The sequence below is a fragment of the Sanguibacter gelidistatuariae genome (genome assembly GCF_900096585.1).
In the GTDB taxonomy this organism is placed as follows: domain Bacteria; phylum Actinomycetota; class Actinomycetes; order Actinomycetales; family Cellulomonadaceae; genus Sanguibacter; species Sanguibacter gelidistatuariae.
In genome coordinates this window covers 40,581-67,226 of sequence record NZ_FMYH01000002.1, presented here as the reverse complement: position 1 = coordinate 67,226, position 26,646 = coordinate 40,581, and the positions used below count along the sequence as shown (strand labels likewise).

General features: G+C 70.2%; 29 protein-coding genes. 18 read left to right on the top strand and 11 right to left on the bottom strand.

Annotated elements, in window-relative coordinates; translation table 11 throughout:
- Positions 1 to 64: 64 nt before the first annotated feature.
- The 8 genes from BLQ50_RS05065 (at position 65) to BLQ50_RS05030 (ending at position 6,299) form a co-directional block, all read left to right on the top strand.
- Positions 65 to 832 (top strand): DUF4129 domain-containing protein, encoded by a 768-nt coding sequence (locus tag BLQ50_RS05065; protein ID WP_139185749.1) that lies wholly within the window; start codon positions 65 to 67, stop codon positions 830 to 832.
- Positions 829 to 1,353 (top strand): hypothetical protein, encoded by a 525-nt coding sequence (locus BLQ50_RS05060; protein WP_093181818.1) that lies wholly within the window; start codon positions 829 to 831, stop codon positions 1,351 to 1,353. The genes BLQ50_RS05065 and BLQ50_RS05060 overlap by 4 nt, the downstream gene beginning before the upstream one ends.
- Positions 1,353 to 2,387, top strand: a complete 1,035-nt coding sequence (locus tag BLQ50_RS05055) for an AAA family ATPase (RefSeq protein WP_093181817.1) — start codon at positions 1,353 to 1,355, stop codon at positions 2,385 to 2,387. Before BLQ50_RS05060 ends, BLQ50_RS05055 begins: the two co-directional genes overlap by 1 nt.
- Entirely contained in the window at positions 2,384 to 3,670 is a 1,287-nt protein-coding gene (locus BLQ50_RS05050; RefSeq protein ID WP_093181815.1) for a DUF58 domain-containing protein, read from the top strand. The genes BLQ50_RS05055 and BLQ50_RS05050 overlap by 4 nt, the downstream gene beginning before the upstream one ends.
- A complete protein-coding gene (locus tag BLQ50_RS18560; protein ID WP_175559028.1) occupies positions 3,667 to 4,341 on the top strand; it encodes a hypothetical protein in 675 nt (224 codons plus the stop codon). The genes BLQ50_RS05050 and BLQ50_RS18560 overlap by 4 nt, the downstream gene beginning before the upstream one ends.
- A gap of 77 nt (positions 4,342 to 4,418) precedes the next feature.
- Positions 4,419 to 4,988: a Dps family protein gene (locus tag BLQ50_RS05040; protein WP_093181812.1), complete on the top strand. Its 570-nt coding sequence runs from the start codon at positions 4,419 to 4,421 to the stop codon at positions 4,986 to 4,988.
- A gap of 49 nt (positions 4,989 to 5,037) precedes the next feature.
- On the top strand, positions 5,038 to 5,586 hold the full coding sequence (locus BLQ50_RS05035) for a DUF6328 family protein (RefSeq protein WP_342672055.1): 549 nt from the start codon (positions 5,038 to 5,040) through the stop codon (positions 5,584 to 5,586).
- Between the two features lie 29 nt (positions 5,587 to 5,615).
- Positions 5,616 to 6,299 carry a YigZ family protein gene (locus tag BLQ50_RS05030; protein WP_245700910.1) on the top strand — a complete coding sequence of 228 codons (684 nt, stop codon included), beginning with the start codon at positions 5,616 to 5,618 and terminating at the stop codon, positions 6,297 to 6,299.
- Positions 6,300 to 6,317: 18 nt separating this feature from the next.
- Here BLQ50_RS05030 and BLQ50_RS18980 read toward each other — a convergent pair whose 3' ends face one another.
- The 3 genes from BLQ50_RS18980 to BLQ50_RS05015 all read right to left on the bottom strand — a co-directional run bounded on the left by BLQ50_RS18980 (position 6,318) and on the right by BLQ50_RS05015 (position 7,730).
- Positions 6,318 to 6,767 (bottom strand): hypothetical protein, encoded by a 450-nt coding sequence (locus BLQ50_RS18980; RefSeq protein ID WP_245700909.1) that lies wholly within the window; start codon positions 6,765 to 6,767, stop codon positions 6,318 to 6,320.
- A 119-nt stretch (positions 6,768 to 6,886) separates the two neighbouring features.
- A complete protein-coding gene (locus tag BLQ50_RS05020) occupies positions 6,887 to 7,174 on the bottom strand; it encodes a hypothetical protein (protein WP_093181809.1) in 288 nt (95 codons plus the stop codon).
- A 4-nt stretch (positions 7,175 to 7,178) separates the two neighbouring features.
- Positions 7,179 to 7,730 (bottom strand): site-specific integrase, encoded by a 552-nt coding sequence (locus BLQ50_RS05015; RefSeq protein ID WP_175559027.1) that lies wholly within the window; start codon positions 7,728 to 7,730, stop codon positions 7,179 to 7,181.
- 496 nt (positions 7,731 to 8,226) lie between these two features.
- Here BLQ50_RS05015 and BLQ50_RS05010 point away from each other — a divergent pair, with 496 nt between their 5' ends.
- The 6 genes from BLQ50_RS05010 (at position 8,227) to BLQ50_RS04985 (ending at position 12,958) form a co-directional block, all read left to right on the top strand.
- On the top strand, positions 8,227 to 8,730 hold the full coding sequence (locus BLQ50_RS05010; RefSeq protein ID WP_093181807.1) for a thioredoxin family protein: 504 nt from the start codon (positions 8,227 to 8,229) through the stop codon (positions 8,728 to 8,730).
- Positions 8,731 to 8,745: 15 nt separating this feature from the next.
- Positions 8,746 to 9,171: a DUF4395 domain-containing protein gene (locus tag BLQ50_RS05005; protein WP_093181805.1), complete on the top strand. Its 426-nt coding sequence runs from the start codon at positions 8,746 to 8,748 to the stop codon at positions 9,169 to 9,171.
- 149 nt (positions 9,172 to 9,320) lie between these two features.
- Positions 9,321 to 10,463 carry an LLM class flavin-dependent oxidoreductase gene (locus BLQ50_RS05000; protein ID WP_093181803.1) on the top strand — a complete coding sequence of 381 codons (1,143 nt, stop codon included), beginning with the start codon at positions 9,321 to 9,323 and terminating at the stop codon, positions 10,461 to 10,463.
- Positions 10,460 to 10,981 carry a MarR family winged helix-turn-helix transcriptional regulator gene (locus tag BLQ50_RS04995; protein ID WP_093181802.1) on the top strand — a complete coding sequence of 174 codons (522 nt, stop codon included), beginning with the start codon at positions 10,460 to 10,462 and terminating at the stop codon, positions 10,979 to 10,981. Before BLQ50_RS05000 ends, BLQ50_RS04995 begins: the two co-directional genes overlap by 4 nt.
- A 53-nt stretch (positions 10,982 to 11,034) precedes the next feature.
- A complete protein-coding gene (locus tag BLQ50_RS04990; protein WP_093181800.1) occupies positions 11,035 to 11,700 on the top strand; it encodes an FMN reductase in 666 nt (221 codons plus the stop codon).
- A gap of 124 nt (positions 11,701 to 11,824) precedes the next feature.
- Positions 11,825 to 12,958, top strand: a complete 1,134-nt coding sequence (locus BLQ50_RS04985; protein ID WP_093181799.1) for an ATP-grasp domain-containing protein — start codon at positions 11,825 to 11,827, stop codon at positions 12,956 to 12,958.
- A gap of 94 nt (positions 12,959 to 13,052) precedes the next feature.
- On the opposite strand, the gene BLQ50_RS04980 is transcribed toward BLQ50_RS04985, so the two are convergent.
- Positions 13,053 to 13,508 carry a tellurite resistance TerB family protein gene (locus BLQ50_RS04980; protein WP_093181797.1) on the bottom strand — a complete coding sequence of 152 codons (456 nt, stop codon included), beginning with the start codon at positions 13,506 to 13,508 and terminating at the stop codon, positions 13,053 to 13,055.
- A gap of 248 nt (positions 13,509 to 13,756) precedes the next feature.
- On the opposite strand from BLQ50_RS04980, the gene BLQ50_RS04975 reads away from it, so the two are divergent.
- The gene (locus BLQ50_RS04975) at positions 13,757 to 14,773 is read left to right on the top strand and encodes a magnesium and cobalt transport protein CorA (RefSeq protein ID WP_093181796.1); all 1,017 of its coding nucleotides are present in this window, start codon (positions 13,757 to 13,759) and stop codon (positions 14,771 to 14,773) included.
- 116 nt (positions 14,774 to 14,889) lie between these two features.
- Positions 14,890 to 17,046 (top strand): RNA polymerase recycling motor ATPase HelR, encoded by a 2,157-nt coding sequence (gene helR / locus BLQ50_RS04970; protein ID WP_093181794.1) that lies wholly within the window; start codon positions 14,890 to 14,892, stop codon positions 17,044 to 17,046.
- On the opposite strand, the gene BLQ50_RS04965 is transcribed toward helR, so the two are convergent.
- The 7 genes from BLQ50_RS04965 to BLQ50_RS04935 all read right to left on the bottom strand — a co-directional run bounded on the left by BLQ50_RS04965 (position 17,016) and on the right by BLQ50_RS04935 (position 24,527).
- Entirely contained in the window at positions 17,016 to 18,098 is a 1,083-nt protein-coding gene (locus BLQ50_RS04965) for a pyridoxal-phosphate-dependent aminotransferase family protein (RefSeq protein WP_093181793.1), read from the bottom strand. The genes helR and BLQ50_RS04965 overlap by 31 nt on opposite strands.
- Before the next feature lie 31 nt (positions 18,099 to 18,129).
- The gene (locus BLQ50_RS18810) at positions 18,130 to 18,918 is read right to left on the bottom strand and encodes an ABC transporter ATP-binding protein (RefSeq protein ID WP_093181791.1); all 789 of its coding nucleotides are present in this window, start codon (positions 18,916 to 18,918) and stop codon (positions 18,130 to 18,132) included.
- Positions 18,915 to 19,706 carry an ABC transporter ATP-binding protein gene (locus tag BLQ50_RS18805; RefSeq protein ID WP_093181790.1) on the bottom strand — a complete coding sequence of 264 codons (792 nt, stop codon included), beginning with the start codon at positions 19,704 to 19,706 and terminating at the stop codon, positions 18,915 to 18,917. Before BLQ50_RS18805 ends, BLQ50_RS18810 begins: the two co-directional genes overlap by 4 nt.
- Positions 19,703 to 20,572, bottom strand: coding sequence for an ABC transporter permease (locus BLQ50_RS04950; RefSeq protein WP_093181788.1), 870 nt, complete (start codon positions 20,570 to 20,572; stop codon positions 19,703 to 19,705). The genes BLQ50_RS18805 and BLQ50_RS04950 overlap by 4 nt, the downstream gene beginning before the upstream one ends.
- Entirely contained in the window at positions 20,569 to 21,501 is a 933-nt protein-coding gene (locus BLQ50_RS04945) for an ABC transporter permease (RefSeq protein ID WP_245700908.1), read from the bottom strand. The genes BLQ50_RS04950 and BLQ50_RS04945 overlap by 4 nt, the downstream gene beginning before the upstream one ends.
- A 36-nt stretch (positions 21,502 to 21,537) precedes the next feature.
- The gene (locus BLQ50_RS04940) at positions 21,538 to 23,139 is read right to left on the bottom strand and encodes an ABC transporter substrate-binding protein (RefSeq protein WP_245700907.1); all 1,602 of its coding nucleotides are present in this window, start codon (positions 23,137 to 23,139) and stop codon (positions 21,538 to 21,540) included.
- Between the two features lie 194 nt (positions 23,140 to 23,333).
- Positions 23,334 to 24,527 (bottom strand): amidohydrolase family protein, encoded by a 1,194-nt coding sequence (locus BLQ50_RS04935; RefSeq protein ID WP_139185747.1) that lies wholly within the window; start codon positions 24,525 to 24,527, stop codon positions 23,334 to 23,336.
- 215 nt (positions 24,528 to 24,742) lie between these two features.
- Between BLQ50_RS04935 and BLQ50_RS04930 the strand changes: the two genes are divergently transcribed.
- Both BLQ50_RS04930 and BLQ50_RS04925 read left to right on the top strand, forming a co-directional pair.
- On the top strand, positions 24,743 to 25,741 hold the full coding sequence (locus BLQ50_RS04930; protein ID WP_093181782.1) for a carbohydrate ABC transporter permease: 999 nt from the start codon (positions 24,743 to 24,745) through the stop codon (positions 25,739 to 25,741).
- A complete protein-coding gene (locus tag BLQ50_RS04925; RefSeq protein ID WP_093181781.1) occupies positions 25,741 to 26,628 on the top strand; it encodes a carbohydrate ABC transporter permease in 888 nt (295 codons plus the stop codon). The genes BLQ50_RS04930 and BLQ50_RS04925 overlap by 1 nt, the downstream gene beginning before the upstream one ends.
- Positions 26,629 to 26,646: the final 18 nt, after the last annotated feature.

Genomic DNA, 26,646 nt, shown 5'->3' with positions numbered 1-26,646 from the left:
GGGCTGGGGGTGCGTGAAACGTCCCACGGGTGAGTGGCCTGGAGCCGTTAGGGTGGGCGTCACGATGAGCCACCAGCCACGCACCCCCGACGAGCTGATCCGCGCGGCGCGCGGTCCTCGGCGCACGGCGCTCGCGGTCGCCGCCGCGACGATCTTGCTGCTCGTCGTGGTCGCCGGCGCTGCCCTGAGCGGTGACTGGTCGCTCGATCCCGGTCCCGCGCCGACCATGACCCTGGAGACCGTCCCGCCGACCACGGAACCGACCGCGGCCCCGCCCATGTTCGACCCTGGCGACGGCGCCACGAACGAGTGGGGCAGTCGAGTCGTGAGCATCGTCCTCACTGTGGCCGCCGCGCTGCTCGCCGCCTTCCTGCTCTACCGCGCCGCCCTGTGGGTGCGCCGGACGCTTCTGCCCTGGCTCGCGACCCGGCGCGACCGGCCGACCGACGCCGCACCGCAGCCGACCATCGACCTTGAGGTCGTCCCCCTGAGCGCACTGCGGGAGGCCGCCACCCACGCCGAGACGCTGCTGCGTGAGGGAGAGCACTCGACCGACGCGATCATCGCGGCCTGGTTGGCGCTCGAGGACGCGGCCGTGCGCAGCGGCGCCACGCGCGGCGCTGCGCAGACACCGACCGAGTTCACCGTCGCGGTGCTCGGGACCACCCCCGCCTCCCCGCAGGCCGTCACCGAGCTGCTCGGGCTCTACCACCTGGCCAGGTTCGCCCACACGGACATGACCGCGGCCCAGGTCGCCGCGGCCGGCGCCGCGCTGCGCCGCCTGACGGAGGACTTCAGCAACGCACCTGCCGATGAGGGGGCGCCCGCATGAAGGCGCTCTGGTGGTATCTCCCCCTCGAGGCGCTCGTGATCCTGCTCGCCCAGCAGGCGATGGGGTTCGCCCCCGCCCACGCTCTGCTCGCGATCACCGCGGCCGCGGCCGTGACGGTCATGCTGGTCGCGCTGCCCGACATCCAGGAGCCGCGGTGGCCCCGGGAGTCCTCCGACCGTCGGGACGGCGCCCGCGACCAGGTCACCGCGCTCTCCTGGGCGTTCATGACCCGAGACGAGTCGGTGAGCACCCGCGGGCTGCACGCCGTCCGCAAGGCCGCGACCGCGCGTCTCGCGCTGCACGGCGTCGACCTCGCCGACCCCGCCCACGCCCGGGCCGCCCGCGAGCTGCTGGGCCAGGGTGCCTACGCGCTGCTCACGACGTACGGCCCGCCGCCCTCGATGGCGCAGCTCGGGCGGTGCATCGACCGGCTCACCGCGATCGAGCCAGCCGCCCTCATGGCGGCCGCCCCGCACGTCTCCCCCGCCACACCCCGCCAACCGTCACCGAGGATCCCCTGATGACCACCCCGCCCCAGCAGACCACGCCGGCTCAGAACACCTTCGACCCGCTCACCGGCCAGCTCACCGTGCCGCTCCCGGTCGCCGAGATCGCCGACCTCGCCCACCAGGTGCTGGCCGAGGTCGCGACCGTCGTGGTCGGTATGGTCGAGCCCCTGCGGGTCGCGCTCGCAGCCATCCTGGCCGGGGGGCACGTGCTCTTCGAGGACGTACCGGGCCTGGGCAAGACGCTGGCCGCACGCAGCCTCGCGGGCGCCCTCGGGCTCGACTTCACCAGGCTGCAGTGCACCCCGGACCTGCTCCCGGCCGACATCACCGGGTCCTCGGTCTACGACCCGGCCCAGCGTGAGTTCGTCTTCCGCCCCGGCCCGGTCTTCACCGGCTTGTTCCTGGCCGACGAGATCAACCGCACCGCACCCAAGACGCAGTCGGCCCTGCTCGAGGCGATGGCCGAGCGCCAGGTGACGATCGACGGCACGACTTACCCGCTCGCGCTGCCCTTCCACGTCATGGCCACGTCCAACCCCGTCGAGTACGAAGGGACCTACCCGCTGCCCGAGGCCCAGCTGGACCGGTTCATGGTTCGTCTGGCAGTCGGCTACCCGGGTCGCGACGCCGAGTTCGACGTGCTGCGCCGCCGTCTGGACCGCCGTCAGGAGTTCTCCCCGGTGCGGGCGGTCGTCACCCCGGCGACCGTCCTGGCCATGCAGGCCGGAATCGAGGACGTGCTGATCGACGACGACGTCGTGCGGTACTGCGTCGACCTGGCCGCCGCGACCCGTGAGCTGGACGAGCTCGAGGTGGGTGCCTCCCCGCGCGGCTCCCAGACCCTCATGCTCGTGGCGCGTGCCCTCGCTGTCATCGACGGCCGTGACTACGTGCTGCCCGAGGACGTCAAGGCCGTCGCCGTGCCCGTCCTCGCGCACCGCCTCACCCTGAGCCCCGGCGCCTGGGCCTCCGGGGTGGCCGCGGCGACCCTGGTCTCCCGGATCCTGGACCGGGTCGCGGGACCCACGACCGTCGCCGGCACGTGACACGCATCTGGCACGCCGATGCGTCCATCATGGTCAGCGCCGTCGCGGGGCTCCTGCTCGCCGCGGCGGGCCTGCTGGTAGGCCGGCCCCAGGTCGTCGCCCTGGCGACCCCGCTCGTCCTGTGCGCGGTGTGGTCGATCGCTCACCGCCCCCGCGGCGCACTCACGCTCACGGCCGTCGCCGGGACCACCGCCGTGCGCTCCTCCCAGCTCGACATCGAGCTCACCATCACGGCGCCGCCCGGCGCGGACACGGCCGTGATCCGAGCGCTGAGCCCGGGGAACCCGTCGATCGCGGCGATGGTCGCGGTGCCCGGCGGTACCCGGTCGCTCCGGCTGCACACCCCCTCGGTCCGCACCGGGACCCGTGAGCTGTTCACGGTCGACGTGCTCGGCCTGGTCGCTGCGGGTGGCTGGAACCACGGTCCCGTGCACCTGCCCGCCGCGCGGGTTCTGGTGCTGCCGCGCCAACGTCGCCTCGACCTCGTCCCGGTCTCTCAGCAGCTGCGCGGGCTGACCGGCCCGCACAGCTCCCGGCGCCTGGGTGACGGACCCGAGATGCGCGACGTCGCGCCGTTGCGCTCGGGCGACTCGCTGCGCCGGGTGGACTGGCGCGCGACCGCGCGGCGCTCCCCCGACCTCAGCCAGCTCTACGTCCGGCGGACCTTCGCCGCCTCCGAGGCTTCCGTCGTGCTCGTCGTCGACTCCCGCGACGACGTCGGCCCCCGGGTGTCCACCTGGGTCGGGTACCAGGAGAGCGCGCCCTACGAACAGACGTCCCTCGACCTCGCGCGGGAGGCCGCGGCCGCGATTGCCAAGGCCGTGGTCGACGCGGGCGACCGGGTGGGCCTGGAAGACCTCGGCCGGGTCGCCTCACCGCTGCCCCTCGCGGGCGGCAAGCGCCACCTGCAGCGCCTCACCTACGCGCTCGCGCTGAGCCGCCCCGTCGGAGCCCCTCCCACCCGCAGGCGAGCGCCCCAGATCCCCAGCGGGGCGCTCGTCTACCTCTTCTCCACCTTCCTTGACGACAATGCCGCCGACATCGCCGGGCAGTGGCAGACCCACGGGCACCGGGTCATCGCCGTGGACACCCTGCCCGTGGCGGACCTGCGCGGGCTGACCGTGCGTGAGATCTACGCCTGGCGGCTGACCGACATCGAGCGCCGGGACCGGTTGATCACCCTCGCCCGGTCAGGGATCGACGTGCTTCGATGGGCCGGCGGCGACGCCGCGCGAGACCTGCGCGGGGCCGCCCGGGCCCAGACGCACGGGCGCCCACGATGACCGCTGCACCCGCTGAGCGGGCCACCCGCGTGCTCCTGCGGCGCGTGCGCGCGGCCGTGACGGTTCCCCGGTTCTGGAGACGGGCCGAGACCAGCCGAGGTGCCACGATCGAGGCCGGGAACACGATCCCGGGCTGGTACCTGCATGCAGGGCTCGCCGTGTGCGCCGTCGGCGCCTTCCTCACGGCGGCCGCCGCCGCGCTGCCCGCGGGACTGGTCGCCGTCGTCTGCGTCGTGATCGCCGCCGCGGTCGCCGTGACCGTGCGCCGTCCCGGATATCTCGCCTTCGGGGTATCGCTCGCCCCGACCACGATCGTCCTGCTCGCGGTCGGCTCTGAGGGGTACTCCTGGCGCATACCGCTGCTCATGATCGCCATCCACGCGAGCGTGCGGCTCAGCTGGTTCACCTCGCAGGTCTCGGCGACCACCCGGGTCGAGGTCACGGTCGTGGCCGCCGAAGGGCGACGGTTCGCGGTCATCAACTTCGTGGGCCAAGCCCTGGCCCTGCTCGCGGGCGTCCTGACGACGGTGAGCGAGTCCGGGGACGGTGGGCCGGCGTCGGGCACGGTGTGGATCGGCGTGGCCGGGGCGCTGGCGCTCATCGTGCTGGCGATCGCGCTGCGCACCGGTGCGCGCAGCTGGCCGCGACGTGGGGCCAGCTCGGCGCGGTAACTTCTGCGCGCTCGTCGGCCCGCGGGCACGATGAGAGAGGGGACCCGCCCCGCTCGCACATGTGGAGGAATGAGCTCATGCCGACTCGCAAGCAGCTGCCCAACTACACCGTCCCGTCACTCACCCCCGCCCAGGGGGCCGAGGTCGCGGGGATCCTGCAGCAGCGCCTCAACTCTCTCAACGACCTCGCCCTCACCCTCAAGCACGTCCACTGGAACGTCGTCGGGCCGCACTTTATCGCCGTCCACGAGATGATCGACCCGCAGGTCGACGCCGTGCGACTGATGGTCGACGCGCTCGCTGAACGCATCGCGACCCTCGGGCTGGCCCCGCGCGGGACACCCGGAGTGATCGTCGCCGAACGGACGTGGGACGACTACGCGCTCGGGCGGGCCTCGACGATCGCCCACCTCGGAGCGCTCGACGAGGTCTACCAGGGCGTCATCCTGAGCCACCGCAAGGCGGCCGCCGACACCGAGGAGCTGGACCTGGTGAGCAACGACCTTCTCATCGGCCACCTCCATGAGCTCGAGCTGTTCCACTGGTTCATCCGAGCCCACCTGGAGTCCTCCGGGGGCGACCTGAGCACCGCGGGAGCGACCTCGGAGCAGAGCGCGGCGGATCAGGCCGGCAAGGCCGACAGCTGACGCGGTCTGGCCACGGTGCTCGGTGGAACCCGAGCCGTCTGAGGCGCCGGTGCCCCCGGTGCCCCCGGGGCCACCGGCGCCCCAGCCCCCCGGGGCTCCCAAGCTGCCCGACGATCGTCACGAGACGGTCACCGAGCGGATGGACCGCAACTGGTCCGAGCTGCTTCAGGAGCTGCGGGTCACCCAGACCGGGACACAGATCCTCACCGGCTTCCTCCTCACCGTCCCGTTCCAGCAGCGCTTCGAGCTGCTCGACGCCACCCAACGGGGCATCTACCTCGTCCTGGTGGTTCTTGCGATGCTCGCGACGGCGCTCCTGGTGGCCCCGGTCGCGCTGCACCGCCGCCTGTTCCGCAAGCACCTCAAGTCCGTCCTCGTCCACGACGGGGACCTGCTGGCCCGGGCCGGGCTGCTGGTCCTGGCGCTCGTGCTGATCGGCTGCACCTTCCTGCTGTTCGACGTCGTGGCCAACCAGTGGGCGGCGACCGGGGCGGCGGCGTTCGTCGCGATCGCATTGATCCTGCTGTGGTTCGTCGCACCGCAGGTGCTCGCCCGGCGTGCGCTGGCTCGGATGGGCGGCACAGCCGGGCTGCCATGACCCCGGCTGATCCTCGGTAGGCTCACCAGGTGACCGAACCTGTGCCGACTCCCGCTCCCCCGGCGGGCGCAGGGCCGCTGCTCTCCACGATCGCGGGCGACACGGTCAATCAGATCGTCATCAAGAAGTCCCGGTTCATCACCCGCCTCGCCCACGTGACCACGACGGAGGAGGCCGAGGCGGTCATCACCGCGGTGCGCAAGCAGTTCTGGGACGCCCGGCACAACTGTGTGGCGCTCATCGTGGGACCGGGCGGCGACCAGCAGCGGTCCTCCGACGACGGCGAGCCCTCCGGGACCGCCGGTGTGCCCATGCTCGAGGTGCTGCGCCACCGCGGGGTGACCGACGTCGTGGCCGTGGTGACCCGGTACTTCGGCGGGGTGCTGCTCGGGGCCGGTGGCCTGGTGCGGGCCTACTCCACGTCGGTCGGCCAGGCTCTTGATGCGGCCACGATCGTGCGTCGCGAGGTGCGGGCGGAGGTGGCCGTCGCGGCGAGCCACACCGAGGCCGGTCGCCTGGAGAACATGCTCCGTGAGTGGGCCTCGACCTCCCACGCGACCTTCTGCCCCGTCGTGTACGACGCCGGGGCGACGTTCACCCTGCTCGTCCCGCCCGCGCGGCTCGCTGCGCTCGAGGAGGCGGTCGCCGCCGCCACGGCGGGCGCCGTCGTCGTGGCCGTCCGCGGCTGGCAGGTCACCGACGCGACGGACTGAGCGGGCTTGGTGGTCGGGTCACCAGGTCCAGCCGCGTGCGGACAGCTCAAGCTCCTTGCGCATCCTGGTGTCCTCGTCGACGGTCCAGGACCCAGAAGTCTCGTCGGGGATCGTTGGGTCCCAGGCCTCGGTCGTCAGGCCGACAAGCGTGCACGCCTCGGCCAGCAGCGCATCGTAGGCATACTGGGTCGCCCGCAGGTGGTGGGCCAGGGCGAATGTCGTGCGGTCTCGCCCGAGCCGCTGGATCTCGGCCGCCAGGGCCGTGAGCCGACACTGCAGGGCGAGGACCTCGAAGGGATCGTCGTCGACGTGGCGAGGGGCCGCAGCGAATGCGTGGCGTCCCCGGGGGCGTGGAGACGACATGCCGCGCCGGGCGTGCCGCACGGGCACCGTGCCGTGCGGGGCGAACCTGAGCGCGATGACCAAGCACGCCAGCACGACGCCGTAGAAGAGAAGGATCCAGCCCATGATTCCGCCCTCGTTGATGAGGATGGTTTCAGCCTAGGCCGGGAACTACCAACCCGCCAGAGCGCTGCGCCGGCGCGGCGGCGGCTTCACCGAGGAGCCGATCTGGCGGGCCGGCCGGGTCACACCGGAAGCCAGCGGCCGCCGTACCGGCGGGTGAGCGCAAGGTCGGAGATCGAAGCCAGCGCGCCCGTCGTCGCGCACACGTGATCGGCGATCGTGCGAGCGGTGGGGGTGTCTTCGGCTGTGAAGCGCACGGTGATCCGGGCCGCACCCCCGACGACAGAGACGTCGCTCGACTCGACGGTGGTCAGGTCGGCTCCGGCCGCCTTGGCGGCTGGCAGGATGCTCGCAGCAGGGACGCCGGGGCGCAGCAGGCCGACGGCGAGAGAGACTCGGAAGGATGGCACCGGGTCAGCCTAGATCAGCCGGGATGACCGGCTCGTCGGTGGTCTGTGGCTCGTCGGAGGCCCACCAGGCGCGTCGCACCTGCTCGAAGCGGGTCGGCAGCGGTGGACGGAGCCCGGCGTAGCGGGCGTTGGTGCGGTGGATGAACCGTCGCCACGACAGCACAAGACCCTGCCGGGTGATCGGCAGGCCGGCCACGACCGTGATCCCGTTGTCGTGGGTGTGGTGGACCGTGAGGAGCAACGCCTGGGGCGTCGATCCCTCGATCCCTGCGCACAGCTCCTCACGGACGACGAACCAGCGCCGCAGGACGAGGCGTGCGGCGTCGTCGAGCGGGTGCTCTAGGCGAGTGCGCAGCTTCCCGTGGTCGACCAGGACGCTCCCCTGCTCCGGCCCGAAGGAGTCGACCGTGCATCGCAGCAGGTCCCCGTAGCGCGCGCCTGTGCACCGGCTCAGGGCGACGATGACCGCGAGGCGTACGATCTCCGGCTTCGCGCCGGTACGCAGCGCGTCCACGGACAGCTCGCGCCAGATCCATTCCGCCTCGGCGTGCGTCACTGGCGGTCGTGGGTATCTTGCCGTCACTGCTTCTTGTGGTGAGGTCACAGCTCGAGTCTCCTCCATAGCATCAGATGTGCTTGGCACACTATTTTATCCTGAAGAACGGTGTGAAGAAATGGGAAAGTTGATCTGAGGGGGGGGAAGCCATGAATCGGCGTCTATCCAGCAGGTGAACAGGCACTGTTGTGGTCGATGCCGAACATGGTTGAATGCTCGGCATGCAGCTGTCCCCGGAACTGACCACGTCCCGCGCTCCCCGCGCCGGGCGTTGTTGTCGGCCGCTCTGCTGTCCGGCCGCTCGATAGCGACCGCGCCCGCCGCGCCCCACCCGGGCGCCGAGGCCCCTCCCCTGCGAGATGCATGCGGCTGGTGACGACCCAGCTCCTAGCTCGCACACCTGACCGCGACTGCCATGAGCACCGGAACAGATGCACCGGGCCAGCCACCTCCACAAGCACCCTCCGTCCCACCAGAGAGATACCGGACCACCCCTATGGACCTCGTCTTCGGCTCGCCCCTCGGACGCGCGGCAGGCCTCGTTGCGCTCCTGGCCGTGACAAGCCTGCTGTGGTTCGTCGCCTCCCGGCGGTCGGGGACGATGCGCGCCTCCGCCGCCCGCGCCGACGACCCTCGCCTCGACCTGGCCGGCCTGGGCGCGGTCCATGGGAGCAGGGCGACCTTCGTCCAGTTCTCCTCCGAGGTGTGCGCCCCGTGCCGCCAGGTCGCCCGGGTGCTCACCGACCTCAGCACACGGGAGGACGGCGTCTCCCACGTCGAGATCGACGTGGGAGAGCACCCGGACCTGGTCCGCACCCACGGGGTCCTGAGAACCCCGACCGTGTTCCTGCTCGGACCGAGCGGCTCGGTCCACGGACGGACCTCCGGCCCGATGACCCCGGGACAGGCACGCGACGCACTCGCTGCACTCGATTCCGATGCACCCGGTACATCAGAGCTCAACTCCGAACCACACGGCCGCACCCGCGGGCGTGGCTAGCCTCAAGGACACCCCATGAGCGACTCATCAGCCACCGGCTCGACGACCGGTCCCACGCGCGGCATCGACCCACGTGGACCACGCTTCGGAGCCGTCCTCATGTCGGTCCTGCTGGCCGTGACCGTTCTCGCCGGCACCTCGACCGCCGCGTTCGTGCTGCTCGGGATCGCCGTCGCGCTCTTCGTCCTGGGAGCCGTCCGCGGGGCACAGGGCACCGTCCAGGGCTGGGTGTTCAAGACCTTCGTCCGGCCGCGCCTCGCGCCGCCGACCGAGCTTGAAGACCCCCTCCCCCCACGCTTCGCGCAGCGCGTCGGCCTCGTGATCACCGGAGCCGGTCTGGTGCTCGGCCTCACCGTCGTGCCGGTGGCCGTCCCCGTGGCGGCCGGGGTCGCGCTCGTCGCGGCCTTCCTCAACGCCGTCTTCAATGTGTGCATCGGCTGAGAGATGTACCTCGTCATCAAGCGCCTCACGCCGGCCCGCGCGGCCGGGTGACCACCGCCACTCTCCGCTGACCGGAATATGTTTGACCATGAAGTAGTTGAGACGTAAACTACATGCAAACGCATCTACTTCTTCAGGAGCTGGTCCACATGCAGTTCGGAATCTTTACGGTCGGCGACATCACGATGGACCCCACGACCGGACGCGCGCCCACCGAGAACGAACGCATCAAGGCAACGATCGCGATCGCCCTCAAGGCGGAGGAGGTCGGCCTCGACGTCTTCGCGACCGGCGAGCACCACAACCCGCCCTTCGTCCCCTCCTCCCCGACCACGACCCTCGCCTACATCGCGGCCAAGACGTCGAAGATCATGCTCTCGACCGCGACCACCCTCATCACCACGAACGACCCGGTGAAGATCGCCGAGGACTACGCGACCCTGCAGCACCTTGCCGACGGGCGCCTCGACCTCATGATGGGCCGCGGGAACACCGGACCCGTCTACCCGTGGTTCGGGCGCGACATCCGCCAGGGAATCCCGCTCGCGGTCGAGAACTACGCGCTCCTGCGCCGGCTCTGGACCGAGGACGTCGTCGACTGGGAGGGCGAGTTCCGCACCCCGCTGCAGAGCTTCACCGCGACCCCGCGTCCGCTCGACGGCGTGGCCCCCTTCGTCTGGCACGGCTCGATCCGCAGCCCCGAGATCGCCGAGCAGGCCGCCTACTACGGCGACGGGTTCTTCCACAACAACATCTTCTGGCCGATCGAGCACACCCGAGAGATGGTCGCCCTCTACCGCCAACGCTTCGAGCACTACGGCCATGGCACGGCCGACCAGGCGATCGTCGGGCTCGGCGGGCAGGTGTTCATGAACAAGAACTCCCAGGACGCCAAGCGTGCGTTCCGGCCCTACTTCGACAACGCCCCCGTCTACGGCCACGGGCCGTCCATGGAGGACTTCACAGCCCAGACCCCGCTCACCGTCGGCAGCCCGCAGGAAGTGATCGACCGCTACGCCTCCATGCGCGACGAGGTCGGGGACTACCAGCGCCAACTGTTCCTCATGGACCACGCGGGCCTGCCGCTCAAGACGGTCCTCGAGCAGCTGGACCTGCTGGGCGAAGAGGTTGTGCCGGTCCTGCGCAAGGAGTTCGACTCCCTGCGGCCCGCCCACGTGCCCGAGGCCCCCACGCACGCCTCGCTCGTGGCGAAGGCTGGTGGCTCCCACGACGCGACCGTCTACGCCGCGGCCGACGACGTGACCGGCGCCTCCCCCGCGGACCAGCGATGACGACGACTCTGACCGCGCAGCCGGTACCGGGTGCCGATGCGGTCGACGTCCACCGCGACGACTCCCATCTCGCGGCCCGTTCCTGGGAGTCCCTCTTCCGGGCCCAGGTCGCCCTCATGCAGCGGTTCTCCGCCGAGGACATCTGGGCCCCGGCCACCGTCCGCGAGTACGACGTGCTCTTCACGCTGAGCCTCGCGGACCCGTGCGGGCTGCGCCTGAACGAGCTCAACCGGGACGTGCTGATCTCCCAGCCGTCCCTGAGCAGGATGGTCGACCGGCTCGAGTCCAGGGGTCTGGTCACCAAGCGGCCCGCCGAGGGCGACGGCCGCGGCACGCTCATCGCGCTGACGCCGGAGGGCGCGCAGCTGCAGAAGACCATCGGGCGCAGGCACGTGCGCAGCATCCGCGCCTACGTCGAGCCCGCGCTCACCGCCGGCGAGATGGCCACCCTCGATGAGCTGTGCACCAAGCTGCGCCTGGCTCAGGCGCAGATTCCCGACGCCGCACCGCGCCGTTGACCGGCGCACCCACCCCCAGCACCATCGCCGCCAGCACCACCCGAAAGGCCACCATGTCCACCATTCCTGTTGTCCCCAGCACAGCCGCAGCGCCCACCCGCAAGATCGTCGCCATCACGGCCGGCCTGAGCCAGCCGTCCTCGACCCGCCTGCTGACCGACCGCCTCGTGGCCGACTCCGTCGGCTCGTTGGCCACGCGCGGCGTGACCGCGGACGTCCACGTCGTCGAGCTGCGTGACCTCGCCCACGAGATCATGGACATGATGCTCACAGGCTTCCCGGCCCCGCGCCTGCGCACCGTGATCGACGCCGTCGGCTCCGCGGACGGCATCATCGCGGTCAGCCCGATCTTCACCGCCTCCTACTCGGGGCTGTTCAAGTCCTTCTTCGACATCCTCGACAACGCCGCGATCGCCGGCGTCCCGGTGCTCATGGCTGCGACGGCCGGAACGCCACGGCACTCCCTCACCCTCGAGCACGAGATGCGCCCGATGTTCTCCTATCTCCGGGCGATCGTCACCCCGACGGCGGTCTTCGCGGCCTCCTCAGACTGGGGTACGGGCGGGTCCACCAATGCGTCCACGGACGACCTGGCTGGACGGATCCGGCGCGCAGCCCAGGAGTTCTCAGCTCTGGTGTCAGCCCACGAGCAGGCACCGGCTCCCATGAGCCCCTTCGGCGACTTCCTGCCCTTCGCCCAGCAGCTCGCAGGCAAGTGACGGCGGCGGGAATCGCGATCCAGAAGGTGGTCCGCAGTCGCGCTCGGACGCGAGTACTGTAGCGCCGAGACGCACGTGACCCGGCGCGCCTTCCCCCCTATTTCGCGCACTCAGCAGGGATCTCGTGACACTGAACATCTGGCTCAACCGGACGTATGCCACCAACTACTGGTTCCTCCAGATGCTCCGGAACAATCCGGACCATCGCCGCGTCCGTCTGTTCGCCACACACACCGATCCGACGTCGCCCGTCCTCCAGGCCGCGGACGTCTCCTTCCTCGAACCTCAGCTCGTCGGCGACGACTACGTCGACTGGGTCCTGGAGTTCTGCCGGATGCACGCGATCGACGTGCTGCTCCCCGGCAAGGGCATCGAGGAGATCGCCGCCCGGCACGGTGAGTTCGACGCGGCAGGCGTCATGGTCCTGGCCTCCCCGGCTGCGTCGATCGCCCTGCTCGACGACAAGTGCGCAACCTACGCCTCTGCGACCACGCTCGGGCTGCCGGTGCCACCGTGGCGCCGCGCCCGCGGCGCGGACGAGCTCGAGGCGGCAGTCCTGTCGCTGCGCGGCGAGCTCGAGACGCACGAGAAGATCTGCATCAAGCCACTCAGCGGCGTCGGAGCAGAGGGCTTCCGGCTGCTCAGCGACGACGCCATGAGCCTGGACGACCTGCTCGCCCCGCCCGCGCACCGGGTCCGCCTCGACGAGGTCACGGCGGCTCTGCGCGCCGCTGATGCCGAGGGCCGCTCGGTCCCGGCCATGATGGTCATGCCCTACATGTCCTCCCCCGAGATCAGCGTGGACTGCCTCTCCACCACCTTCGGCGAGCTGCTCGCCGCGTTGCCCCGGGCCAAGTCAGGACGGCGCCGAACCTTCCTCGACGACACCCCGCGCGCCGTCGACATCGCCCGGCAGATCACCGAGGCCTATCAGCTCGCGTATCTCTCCAACACCCAGCTGCGCTGGTGGCGCGGAGAGCTTGCCCTGCTCGAGGTCAACACCCGTCCGTCGGGGGGGCTCTTCGCCGCGTCCCTGACCGGGGTCAACCTGCCCTGGGCCGCCGTCCGGCTGGCCACCGGCGGCGACGCCGGGCTGCTGGATCCGGTCCTCGGCGCTTCCTTCGTCACGGTCGAGACCCTCGTCCCGCTGCCGCCCGAGGCGGCCACCGGGACCCTTCACGAGCCGTCTCTGAACGTCAATCCGGAGCCGCCGGCGATGCTTGCGGCGGAGCGCTCGCTGGTCCGGCCGCTGAGCTGACCAGCCGCAGGACTGAGGTCCCGACGCAGATGGCGGCTGTCCCCACGAGGGGACAGCCGCCATCTGCGGTTCAGACTACGGTGTCAGCCACCGGTCAGAGGTCGAACTCCGCCGGCGCGATACCCACCGCGAAGCAGGCCTCCTTGACGGCCTGGCGCTCGTCGGAGTCGAAGTCGCCGTCGGATCCGCCGATGATGATGCCGATCTGGATGACGGCGCGGGCCTGGTCCTGCTTCGACTTGAGCTTGGCGACGGCCGAGATGGCCTCGACCTTGCCGAAGTCGTAGTCCCGGTCGAGGCGATCGCAGTAGAAGTCGAACTTCTCGCGGAGGTCGCTCGGGGAGAAGACGGAGAGGATCTCGTTGTTCATGATGAGGGCGGCGGTCTTGCCGCGCTCGGTCTGGTCGATCTTGCCGTCAGCGGCCGCGATCAGGGCGCACATCGCCATGCTGGCGTTGGCGAAGTCCTTGTTCGTGAACTGCTTCGTCTTGGTCTTGAGCTGGTCGCTCATCTCCGAGGTCTTCGTCTTGAGCTGGTCCCAGAACGCCATTGAAAATCCTCCGCATGGTCTGCGGCGCGGGTGACCACCCGCGCCGTCGGGCAAGTCGTGGGTCCGGCAGGTGACGGGCCGTCACCACGACTCCAGCGATCCTATCGCCGCGAGAGGCGCCCACGCGGCGTCGGGCCGACGTCGGGCCGACGTCGGGCAGGGTCAGGTCTGGGAGAACCTCCCAGGCAGCGGTCATAATGGGCGCTGACCTCACGACCACGCCCGTGCATCCGACGAAAGAGCCTCTCATGCCGCTGATCGACAACGTCGTCTATGTCGACGGCGTGCGCCGCGCCGAGCCGGCCTCGCTCGAGCTGACCTACGAGGCCATGCACGCCGACGGCGGCATGGCCTGGATCGGCCTGTACCGCCCCACCGAGGCCGAGATCGCCTCGGTGCGGGCGGAGTTCGGGATCCACCCGCTCGCCGTCGAGGACACCATCAAGGCCCACCAGCGGCCAAAGATAGAACGCTACGGCGACGTGCTGTTCACGGTGCTGCGCCCGGCGCGGTACATCGACTCCGAGGAGCGTGTCGAGTTCGGCGAGCTTCATGTCTTCACCGGGCCCGACTTCGTCGTGACCGTCCGGCACGCGGAGGCGCCAGACCTCGCGAAGGTCCGGCGACGCATGGAGGCCGCCCCGGAGCTGCTCCGGCTCGGGCCGGAGGCCGTCCTGTACGCGATCCTCGACGAGGTCGTCGACGAGTACGCCCCCGTGGTGGCCGGGCTGGAGAACGACATCGACGAGATCGAGGATGAGCTCTTCGCTGGGAACCCGGCCGTGTCCCGGCGGATCTACGACCTGTTCCGCGAGGTGATGGACTTCCAGCGCGCCACCCGGCCGCTCCTGGAGATGCTCGACGCGCTCAAGAACGGCGCCGCGAAGTACAACGTCGACGACGAGCTCACCCGCTACCTGCGTGACGTCCATGACCACGTGGTGCGCGTCGTCGACCGCGCGGACTCATTCCGGGCGCTCCTGCAGAACGCGCTCGCCGTCAACGCGACGGTCGTCGCCCAGCGCCAGAACGAGGAGATGCAGGCCATGACGGTCTCGAGCCTCGAGCAGAACGAGGAGGTCAAGCGGATCTCGGCCTGGGCGGCGATCCTCTTCGCGCCGTCCCTCGTGGGGACCGTGTACGGGATGAACTTCGACAACATGCCCGAGCTCGCGTGGCCACTCGGGTATCCGATGGCGCTCGGGCTCATGGTCGGCGGGTCGTTCACCCTGTACCGCGTGTTCCGGTGGAAGAAGTGGCTCTAGGCCTCGAAAAGCCCTTCCACTCTCAAGATATAGCGCGCCCGGGGGCTTGTGGCAAGCCCCCCGGCATGTCGCAGAATCATCGGAAAAGCCAGAGCCGCTCGATCGGAGCCGATGCTGTGAACCCCTTGACCACGAGCGCATTCAACCTTCCCGACCACCTCACCGCCAAGGCCGACCCGTCGATGATCGCCGACGACGAGCACCACTTCACGGCCATCGCGGAGTGCCTCGACCGGACGATCGCCGACCTGTCCGACCGCCTGGACGCCGAACGCAAGGCGCCCACCCGCATGGGCCAGGAAACGCTCGAGCGTGACGTGGAGATCCGCCGGCTGTCTGCTCGCCTGCGTACCCTGCGCCGATTCGGTATCGACCTGTGCCTCGGACGCATCGTCGGCGCTGACCCCGCCGAGCCTGTGTACATCGGGCGGCTGGGCCTCACGGACAGCGCCGGTCATCGGCTGCTGCTCGACTGGCGCTCGCCTGCGGCTGAGCCGTTCTTCGCTGCGACCCACGCGCACCCGGCCGGCCTGGTGAGCCGGCGCAGATATCGCTGGAGTGGGGGCCGGGTCAGCGACTACTGGGACGAGGTGTTCACCTCGGACGCTCTGGTGGGCAACGCCGCGCTCGACGACCAGTCCGCCTTCATCGCGAGCCTGGGCAGCGACCGTTCGGCCCAGATGCGAGACGTGCTCGGCACCATCGCGGCCGACCAGGACGCCATCATCCGTGCGGGATCGCCTGGCGCACTCGTCGTCGACGGCGGTCCGGGCACGGGGAAGACCGTCGTCGCGCTGCACCGCGCCGCCTATCTCCTCTACTCCGACCCTCGCCTCGGTCACCGCAGGGGTGGCGTGCTGTTCGTCGGTCCGCACCAGCCCTACCTTGCGTACGTCGCCGACGTCCTCCCGAGCCTCGGTGAGGAGGGCGTGCAGACCTGCACCCTGGCGGACCTCGTCCCCGAGGGAGCCGCCGCAGCGAGCGAGACCGACCCAGACGTGGCCCGCCTGAAGTCCTCCGCGGACATGGTCAGGGCGATCGAGACTGCCGTCAGGTTCTATGAGCAGCCGCCCACCGAGGGGATGACGGTCGAGACCGGCTGGTCCGACATCTGGCTGAGCGCCGCCGACTGGGCCGATGCCTTCGAGGCACCGGACCCCGGTACTCCGCACAACGAGGCACGCGACCAGGTCTGGGAGGAAATCCTCACGATCCTGACTGACAAACTCGACGACGACGTCCCGACCGACCAGCTCCGCACGTCGCTGGCGCGGAACGCGGACCTGCGCACCCACCTCACGAAGGCATGGCCGTTGCTCGAGGCAGCCGACCTCGTCTCGGACCTGTGGTCGGTGCCCGCCTACCTGCGCATGTGCGCTCCCTGGCTCGGTCCCGACGAGGTCCGGACGCTGCAACGCGAGGACCCCCAGGCCTGGACGGTGCCTGACCTGCCACTCCTGGACGCCGCGCGGCAGCGACTCGGCGACCCCGAGGCGTCACGACGCAGACGTCGCCACGAGGCCGCCGTCGCGGCCGAACGAGAGCAGATGGCCCAGGTGGTCGACGACCTCATCGCGGCCGACGACTCCGAGCTGCTCGTCATGTCGATGCTGCGTGGGGAGGACATGCGGGAGAAGTGGGTCGACGAGGGCACCTTGCCGAGCGCTGACCCGGACGCGCTCGCCGGTCCGTTCGCCCACATCGTGGTAGACGAGGCCCAAGAGCTGACCGACGCGCAGTGGCAGATGTTGGCGCTGCGCTGCCCGTCCCGGAGCTTCACGATCGTCGGGGACCGCGCCCAGGCCAGGCACGGTTTCACGGAGTCGTGGCAGGAACGGCTCGAGCGGGTCGGGCTCAACCGGATCGACCTGGCCACCCTGAGCATCAACTACCGGACACCGAAAGACATCATGGCGGAGGCAGAGCCGGTCATCCGGGCCGCGCTCCCGGACGCCAACGTGCCAACCTCCATCCGCAGCACCGGTGTGCCTGTCACCCATGGCACTGCCGCGGATCTGGACGCAATCCTCGACTCCTGGCTGGCCGCCCACGCCGAGGGGATCGCCTGCGTCATCGGTTCTGGTGACGTCGGCACGTTCCGAGAGACATCTCGCGTCCGCTCGCTCACCCCAGAGCTGGCGAAGGGGCTCGAGTTCGACCTGGTCGTCCTCATCGACCCAGAGGCATTCGGCACAGGTATCGAAGGAGCGGTCGACCGCTATGTCGCGATGACCCGAGCGACTCAGCGACTCGTCATCCTCACGAGCTCCTGATGTCCACGGACCTCGGCGACGGCGCGGGCGAGTCCGGCCAGCGCGCGGTCTACGGCCTCAGGAGTCGCCTGGCGGCCGGTGTGGTTGATCCGCACGGCCTTGTCCAGCAGGGACCCGTTCCCCGCCGTGACCAGGCCTCCTCCGGCGTCGATCGCGGCACGCGTGAAGGCCGCGCCGTCCAGGTCGCCGGGGATGGCGACGATGGTCACGACCGAGGCGTATCCCAGCGGGCCCCTCTGCCACGTCCTCAGTCCGAGGGCCTCGAGCCCCGCGCGTGCCTGGTGGGCTGCCGCAGTGTGTCGTGCCACGACGGCGTCGAGGCCCTCGGCGCTCACACGGTCCAGGGCTGCGCCCAGGGCACGGCTCTCCAGGACCGACGGAGTGCCCGGGATCGCGGAGCGGTCGGTGCGCAACCACGTCTCACGCCAGTCGGTCAGGGACAACGACGATCCGCTCAGCGCACCGGGATTTGCGTCGATGACGTCCCATGCTCGCGCGGTCACGCTCGCCGCGCTGATCCCGGCCGGACCCGCGAGGGACTTCTGTGGGCCGATCACGCAGATGTCCGCACCCCACCGGGCCGGGGTGACCTGCTCGGCGCCGATCGAAGCCACCGCGTCGACGACGGTCACCACCCCGCGGGACCGGGCGAGCGCCACGATCTCTGCGACCGGGTTGGTGCCACCCGTCGCGGCCTCTGCGTGCGCAAGGGCCAGCACGGTCGCCTCGGGGTGCGCGTCGAGGGCCGCGCGGACCGCCTCGACGGTGATGACCGCGTCGAGCGAGCTCGTGACGTCGACCACGTGGGCGCTGGCCACGCGCATCCAGTCACCGAAGATCGCCCCGTAGGGACCGGTGACGACGTTGATCGCCGTCGCGCCGGGTGCGGCGATGTTCTTGGCGATGGCCTCCATGAGCAGGATCGCCTCGCCCTGGAAGATCACGACGTCGTCACGCACGCCGAGCAGCTCGGCGACCTGCGCCTCCAGGCGAGCCAGGAAGGGTGCGTCGAGACCGGGGACGTCGAGGAGGGTCGTGGGGTCGAAGGTCATCGGTGGGTCCGTTCGGGTTGTCAGTCAGAGGTCAGAGGTCTGCGGGTCTGCCGGCCAGGCGAGGTGCGGCGTCGAGCAGGGCCTGGCTGTAGGGGCTGCGCGGCGCGGCGAAGAACTCCTGCGCCCCAGAGTCCTCGACGATCTCTCCGGCGCGCATCACGACCACACGGTCGCACAGCCGGTGGATGACTGCCAGGTCATGGGAGATGAGCACGATCGTCAGGCCAAGCGTCCGCTGCAGGTCGGCGAGCAGGTCGAGGACCGTCCGCTGGACGGAGACGTCCAGGGCCGACGTCGGCTCGTCGGCCACGAGGATGCGCGGGCCGAGCGCGAGGGCCCGGGCGATCGCAACCCGCTGACGCTGACCGCCGGAGAGCTGGCGGGGGTAGGCGTCGAGAACCGAGGCGGGCAGCCGGACGAGATCCATGAGCTCGGCGCACCGCCCGCGAATCTGCGCCCGCGGAACGATCTTGTGAACGCGAAGCAGCTCGGCAAGGACCTGGACGACGGTCATTCTCGGGTTGAGGGAGGAGAACGGGTCCTGGTAGACGACCTGGATCGCGCGGCGCAGCTCCCGGGTGCGTGGGCCGAGGGCGTGGCCGTCGAGCAGCACGGCGCCCGCGGATGGTTCTAGCTCGCCGGCGATCACCCGGGCGATCGTGGTCTTGCCCGAGCCGGACTCCCCCACGACTCCCACGACCGACCCGGCCTGGACGGCGAAGGACACGCCGTGCACCACCCGGGTAGCGCCGTAGGAGACCTGCAGGCCGCGGACCTCGAGGCGTGGGATCGACGTCCGTGACTGGCTCGCGGTGCTCATCGGACGTCTCCTTCGGTGCGGGGAGCGTTCAGGTCAGCGGCCGCGTCAGATGCCGGCGCGTCCGGCCTCGGCACCTCCAGGACCGCGTCGATGAGCGACCGGGTGTAGGGATGACGAGGCTCGGTCACCACCTCGGCAGTCGGCCCGCGTTCCACGATCCGTCCCGCCTGCATGACGGCGACCGTGGAGCACACCTGGCTGATGACGGCGAGGTCGTGGCTGACGAAGACCACCGTCAGTCCCCGCTCCCGGCGCAGGGTCTCGATGAGCGCGAGGACCTGCGCCTGGACCGTGACGTCGAGGGCCGTGGTGGGTTCGTCGCAGAGCAGGATCTCCGGTTCGGCGGCCAGTGCGACCGCGAGCACGACGCGCTGGCGCTGCCCCCCCGAGAGCTGGTGCGGATAGGACCGTAGCTTCGCCTCGGGGTCGGGGAGCCCAACCTCGGTGAAGAGCTCGACAGCGCGCGCCCGGGCCGCGGCCCGGGACATGCCGCGTACGTGTCGGCAGATCTCGATCACGTGCTTGCCCACGGTCGTCAGCGGGTCCAGGGCGCTGAGCGGGTCCTGGAAGATCATCCCGAGCCTGCCCGAGGTGGTCACCTGCCCGGCGGACACCCGGACCCCACGCGGCAGCAGCCCGATGATCGACCTCAACGTCAGGCTCTTCCCGGAGCCGGACTCCCCCACGATCCCGATCGCCTCACCGGCCTCGACGCTCAGGTCGATCCCGTGCACGAGCGGTCCGCGAGGACCCTCGATGCTCAGCCCGGCGAGCTCGATCGCACTCATTCGACCCTCCAGACGTCGGCCACGCCGTCGCCGAGGAGCGACAGCCCGATCCCGGTGTAGACGACGGCGGCTCCGGGGACGACCGAGAGCCACCACTTGGTGGCGACGAAAGCCTGGCCGTCGCTGATCATGGTTCCCCAGTCGGCCGTCGGCGGTTGCACACCGAGGCCGAGGTAGCTCAGCGTGACGACCGCGACGATGACAAAGACGATGTCGTTCATGAGCAGCACGATCGCCTGGGTCAGGGTGTTGGGCAGGATGTGGCGGCCGATGATCCGCGCGTGCGACAGCCCCCCGCCGCGTGCCGCGGTGACCCACCCGGACCGCGCGTGCACGGCTGTGGTCGCGCGGAGCACCCGGGCGTACGTCACCCAGCCCACGAGGGCGAGTGCGACGTAGATGCCCTTCTCGCCCGCGCCGACGGCGAAGACGACTGCGACGACGATCACGTAGAAGGGGAAGGCCACGACCGTGTCGACCACGCGGGAGACTACCCAGTCGAAGAAACCGCCGAAGTAGCCGCTCGTGGTCCCGGCCACGACGCCTATGACGAAGGGGATGATCACGGCGAGACCGGCGATCCGCAGGTCCGTCCGGGCCGCGAAGAGCAGTCGGGAGAAGATGTCCCGGCCGAGCTGGTCCGTTCCGAGCCAGTGCTCGCCGGAGGGTCCCTGGAGACCGCCCAGCAGGTTCTGCGCCGCTGGGTCGTGGGTGGCCAGCACGGGGGCGAGCAGTGCGGCGAGGATGACGCTCACGGTGATCACCGTGCCGGCCACGAAGGCCGGGGTCCGAGCCATCCGCCGCCACAGCGGGGCAGAACCGCGCGTGACGTCCTCGGCCGTCTCCACGGCCGATCCGGCCGTCATGACAGCCTCGATCGTGGGTCGAGGCGGTCGACGAGGAAGTCCGTGGCAACGGTCACGGCCACCACGGCCACGGCACAGAACAGCGCGACGCCCTGGACCACGGGGAAGTCACGGTTGCTGATCGACTCGAACATGAGCGCTCCCAGTCCGTTGAGGGCGAAGACCCGCTCGATGACGAGGGTTCCCCCGATCATGTACGCGATGTTCAGGCCGAAGAGGGTCAGGGTAGGCAGGGCCGCGTTGCGCAGCACGTGCACCAGGACTCGCCCGCGCGCAAGCCCGGCCGCGGTGAGGGTGGCGACAAAATCGGCGTCGAGCACCTCGAGGAGCTGGGCGCGCAGCGTCCGCACCAGGACCGGCGTCATGGAGATCGCGATCGCGACGGCCGGCAGGATCAGGCTGCGCACCCCGTCCCCGGAACCTCCGGCTGGCAGCCATCCGAGGTTGACCGCGAAAACCATGATGAGCAGCAGCCCGATCCAGAACGTCGGCATCGCGAGGCCGATCGCCGGGACGACCCGGATCAGGTGGTCGACGACCCCGTCCTTGTGCAGTGCGGCCGCGAAGGCCAGCGGCACCACGAGGACGAGTGTGAGCAGGACGGCCAGTGCGACGACGGACAGGGTGACACCCACGCGACCAGCGATGAGCTCGCTCGTGGGCGTGCCGTAGAGGAGCGACGTCCCCACGTCGCCGCGGGTGACGATGCCGCTGACATAGCTCCAGAGCTGGGTCATCAGCGGCTGGTCGAGGCCCATCTGCGCCTCGAGGGCGGCAACCGCCTCGTTGGTGGCCTGATCACCGAGGGCCGCCGCGGCCGGACCGCCGGGGACCAGCCGGAGCAGGAAGAAGGTCGCCAGGACCACCCCGGTGACCACGGGTACGACGCGCAGCGCCGTACGCCGCAGCCACCGGAGGGAGCCGTTCATCATTGCTGGTCCATCCCTGGATCACGAGCCGCCGGGCTACTTGGTGAGCCAGGTGTCCTGGAGCCGGACGCTGCCGTTGGGCAGCACCGTCAGGCCCTGGACGGTCGCCTGAGATGCTTTGATGTTGGACGGGTAGGACAGCGGGATGAACGGGGCGTCCCCGGCGATCGTGGCCTGGATCTCGGAGTAGACGGCCGTGCGCTCGGCGCCGTCGGGCAGCGTGCGCCCCTGCGCGATGAGCGCCGTCACCTCGGGGTTGTTGTAGTGCGTCCAGTATCCGTTGGTGCCACCCTCAGGGTCGGCCTGGAAGGAGACGATCCCGTTGGGGTCGGCCACGTCCGACGTCGCGCTGTTGATCATGAAGGAGTAGTCGAAGGCGCGGAACCGCTCGCGGAAGGCCGCGAGGTCGATCGACTCGATCTCGACCGTGATGCCGATCTCGGCCAGCTGAGCCTGGACGATCTGGGCTTCCTGGGCGCGCAGCGTGTTCCCGCTCGCCACGAGCAGCTTCGTGGAGAATCCGTCCGGGTAGGCGGAGGCAGCGATCGACGCCTTGGCGCCCGCGAGGTCGTAGCTGAGCGAGTCGATCGTGGCGTCGTAGCCGGGGACGCTCGGCGGCAGGACCGACCCGGCGACCTCGGCGGTGCCGAAGCTCGTCGCGGCAACGATGCCCTCACGGTCCAGGGCGTAGGACACCGCACGGCGCACGTCACGGTCCGCGAAGTGCTCGTCGAGAGTGTTGAAGAAGATCTCCTCCACGACCCAGCTGGGCGTGGTGGACACCGTCAGGGACGAGTTGCCCTCGAGCGTGGCGACGTTCGCGCTGGCCACCGAGTCGATCACGTCGACCTGGCGGGACTGCAGCTGAGCCACGAGCTGGTTGTCGTCCTGGACGAGCTTGTAGACGAGCTCGTCGAGGTACGGCTTGCCGTCCTGCCAGTAGTTCACGTTCTTCGTGAAGGAGATGTCCCCACCCTCGGTCCACTCGTCGACGACGAAGGGGCCGGTTCCGACGGGGTTCTTGAAGAACGTCGCCTCGTCGACCCCGCCGAGGTCGGCCGGCAGGATGCCGTTGGAGAATCCCGCGAGCTCGGCGATGAAGGGCGTGTATGGCTCGCTCAGGGTGATCACGACCGTGTCGGTGCCGCTCGCCTCGATCGACGTGATCGGTGCGTCCAGCGGCAGCGGTCCGCCGACCTCGATGTGACGGTTGAGGGAGTAGACCACATCCTCGGGGGTGACGAGGTCACCGGTCGAGAACCGCACGCCGGGGCGCAGGGTGAACGTCCACACGAGCCCGTCCTCGCTCGGGGAGTACTCGCTCGCGAGCCACGGCTCGATCTCACCCTGGGCGTTGAAGGAGAGCAGCGGCTCAAAGATCTTGTCGATCGCGAAGGCGTTGTTCGCGGTGATCTCGGTGTGCAGGTCGAGCGAGGTGGGCGACTGCGTCCGGGCGAAGGTCAGCGTCCCCCCGGGGGTGGGCGCGGCCGTCGTCGCTGTGGTGTCCGCCGCTGTCCCCTCCCGTTCCGGGGTCGAGGAGGAGGTACACCCCGACAGCACGAAGACCCCTGCGGTCAGGACGGCCACGCCGGTGCGGCGGATCGTCTTGGTCGAGGTGCATGCGCTGGTGAGGGTCACGTCCGTACTTCCTTCTGTGGGGGCCGCGCACAAGAGCGCGGGCCCGCGGGGATGCCAGATCGGCAGGAGTGCCGAGCGGGACAACAGCATGCTCCACTCGGTCGAGTAGTCGTCCTACGTTTGCACGTCTCGACGCACCGACCCGCATCGTCTCAAATATCAAGACCTCCGTCTCAAAAAGACAAAGATGCAGTTCAGCGCACCTTTTGACCGTCTTGATACACGGCGACGACCGCGTCAGGTCGGAGAAAGATGCCCGTGTCGCGCGGATCGGCGTCGAGCAGGACCGCGTCGAAGACCTCGCCCACCTCGAGCAGACCCGATCCGCCGCCGAGCAGCTCGGCTCCGTTGCGGGTCGCCGCGAGCAACGCGTGCCGCGCGCCCAGGCCTGCTCGCGCCAGATGGTCGATCTCCGTGAGGTTCCGCCCGTGCTGGTCGGTCGTCCCGTAGTCGCTGCCGAGCACGATCCGCATGCCCGCCTCGTGGGCCGTCCGGACGGCGACGGGGTGAGCGGCGACCACGCGACGGACCCGATCCAGCACGGATGACGGCAGCTCTCCCCGCTCCGCCATCTGGGCCACCTCGGCGTAGATGGCCAGCGTGGGCACGAGCACCGTGCCGTTCGCGGCACCGGCGACCGCCTGCTCCCGGGTCAGGAAGATCCCGTGCTCGATCGACGCGGCCCCCGCGGCGATCGCGTGCGTGACCGCGGGACCTCCCCACGCGTGGACCATGACTCTGGCCCCGAGCACTCGCGCCTCGTCGACAACCGCGAAGATCTCCTCCTCGCTGAAGGCCGACTCGAGCTCGGTTCCCGCCGCGGCCATCACACCGCCGGTAGCCATGAGCTTGATCCAGTCTGCGCCCCGAGCCACGAGGCCGCGGACCCGCTCGCGCAGGTGCTCGACGCCGTTGTCCGCCCCGCCGGAGGACGCCTGCGCCGTGATGATCTCGACCGCGACGGCGAGCCGCGGGCCCGGGAGCACGCCGGCCGCGACCTCGTCCCGCAGCTCGGCCTCGGCGCCGCCTGCGTCGCGGGCGCTGGTCACGCCCGCCCGCAAGGTCGCCGCCAGTGCGGGGGCCACCAGCGCCCGACGCCGCGCGCGGACGTCACCACCCGGGCCGGCCTCGGGCTCGTCGTCGTGCAGGAACGTGGTCCAGCCGAGGTGGGTGTGGCAGTCGACGATGCCGGGAATCAGCCAGAGACCGGTCGCCTCGACGATCTCCGACCCACCAGGTCGCTCATCACCAGCCGCGCCCGGCCGGCGCTCGACGGCGACGATCCGGCCTCCGGAGACCTCGATGCGTGCCACCGAGAAGGCCCCGTCGGCGTCCATGACGTGGGCGCCGCGGACCACGAGGCCAACCGGCGCGGTGAGTGGGCTCATGGACCCGGAGACTACCAGCGACACATCCGCAAAAAGGACTCCAGGCGAACGCCCGGGGGCCTTCCGGTGGCGCTCCGGCGACCTGGATATGCCGCGTCCGAGCGGCGGATGAACTCCCCGCGAACAGTCGCCAAACGAGGCCAAAAAAGGCCGTTCGCGGCCCCTGACGTCCCTAGGGTTGCGGCGTTGCCCCGCCCACGACTGGAGTCCCCCAGATGACCACCGCGCAGATCACCACCGCGGCCTCGGAACCGCTCGCTCCATCCTCCCGACCGACCTCCACCAACCGGCCCGGCTCCGTGCGACCGACAGTGCGGCACTCACCCCGCCGGCGCCTCACCCGCTCCAGGTGGAAGACCTACCTGACATTCCTCCTCCTCGCCGGCCCCAACGTCGCGCTGCTCATCGTCTTCGTCTACAAGCCGCTCCTGCAGAGCTTCCAGTACTCGACCCTGCAGTGGAACATCGGATCCCCCAACGCCCGGTCCGTGGGCCTGGGCAACTACGTCGAGTGGTTCTCCGACCCCCGTACACCCCAGGTGCTCACCACGACGGCGATCTTCACTGTGGCTACGGTCGGCGGCTCGCTGCTCATCGGGCTCGGCCTGGCGCTGCTGCTCAACCGCAAGCTGTTCGGGCGCGGCGTCGCCCGCACGGTCGTGTTCGCCCCGTACGTGCTGTCCGGTATCGCGGTGGGCATGCTCTGGCTGTTCATCTTCGACCCGCGGTACGGGCTTATGTCCACTGCCCTGAAGTGGGTGGGACTGAGCTCGCCCGACTGGTACAACGACTCCCCCTGGGCGCTGACCATGGTCATCGTCGTCTACCTGTGGAAGAACGTCGGCTACGTCGCCCTCATCTACCTGGCCGGCCTGCAGGCCGTCCCCCAGGAGCTGCGCGACGCCGCTGCCCTCGACGGCGCCAGCTCCGGCCGGACGCTGCGGTCCGTGGTCCTCCCGCTGCTCGGCCCGACGACGTTCTTCCTGTCGGTCACGACCCTGCTCAGCTCGCTGCAGTCCTTCGACATCATCCACGCGATGACCAAGGGCGGCCCGCTCGGCGGCACGACCACCCTCATGTACCAGATCTACCAGGAGAGCTTCGTCTCCGGCCGCGCGGGCTACGCCTCCGCCGTCGCCACGATCCTCTTCGTCGTCCTGCTGGTGATCACCGTCGTCCAGCTGAAGTTTGTCGAGCGGAAGGTGCACTACTGATGAGCGTCCTCGTCCCCGTCCGCGCAAAAGTTCCCGCAGCCGGCCCCGCCCGGCGCGCGGCCCGGCGTCGGGCAGGAGCCGATGCCGCGTCGTACGTGACGATGATCGTGGCCGTGGCGATCATGTCGGTCCCGCTGGTGTGGATGCTCTTCGCGAGCTTCAAGCAGCCGAGCGAGCTGTACTCGCTGCCGCTGCAGTGGCTCCCGACCAGCCTCGACCCGGCCAACTACGCCCAGGTCGCCGACACCCTGCCGATCGGGCGACTCTTCCTCAACAGCCTCGGCCTCACGGTCGTCGGCGCGAGCCTGAAGATGCTGCTCGGGCTGTGCTGCGCCTACGCGCTCGTCTTCCTCGAGTTCCCCTTCAAGAAGGCGATCTTCGCCCTGGTGATCTTCGCGCTGCTCATCCCGGCGCAGATCACGATCATCCCGAACTACACGCTCGTGGCGTCCTTGGGCTGGCTCAACACCTACCAGGGCGTGCTTGTGCCGGGGCTGGCGAGCGCCTTCGGGACCTTCCTGTTCCGCCAGCACTTCCTCACCCTGCCCGCGTCCATCCTCGAGGCAGCCCAGCTCGACGGCGCCGGTCACTGGCGCCGTCTGTGGGGCTTTGTCATCCCCATGTCCCTGCCGACCATCGCGGCCGTCGGGCTCGTCTCGATGGTCGCGGAATGGAACGACTACCTGTGGCCCTTCCTCGTGATCGACAACGCGGAGCTCATGACGCTGCCGCTCGGGCTCACCCTGCTGCAGAACGTCGACGGGATGAACAACTGGGGCGTCCTGATGGCCGCGACCGTCTTGGTCACCGCGCCGATCCTGGCCGTCTTCCTCGTCCTGCAGCGCCGGCTCGTCGCCGGCCTGACCGCGGGCGCCGTCACCGGCTGACCGCCGCACTCTTCCTCG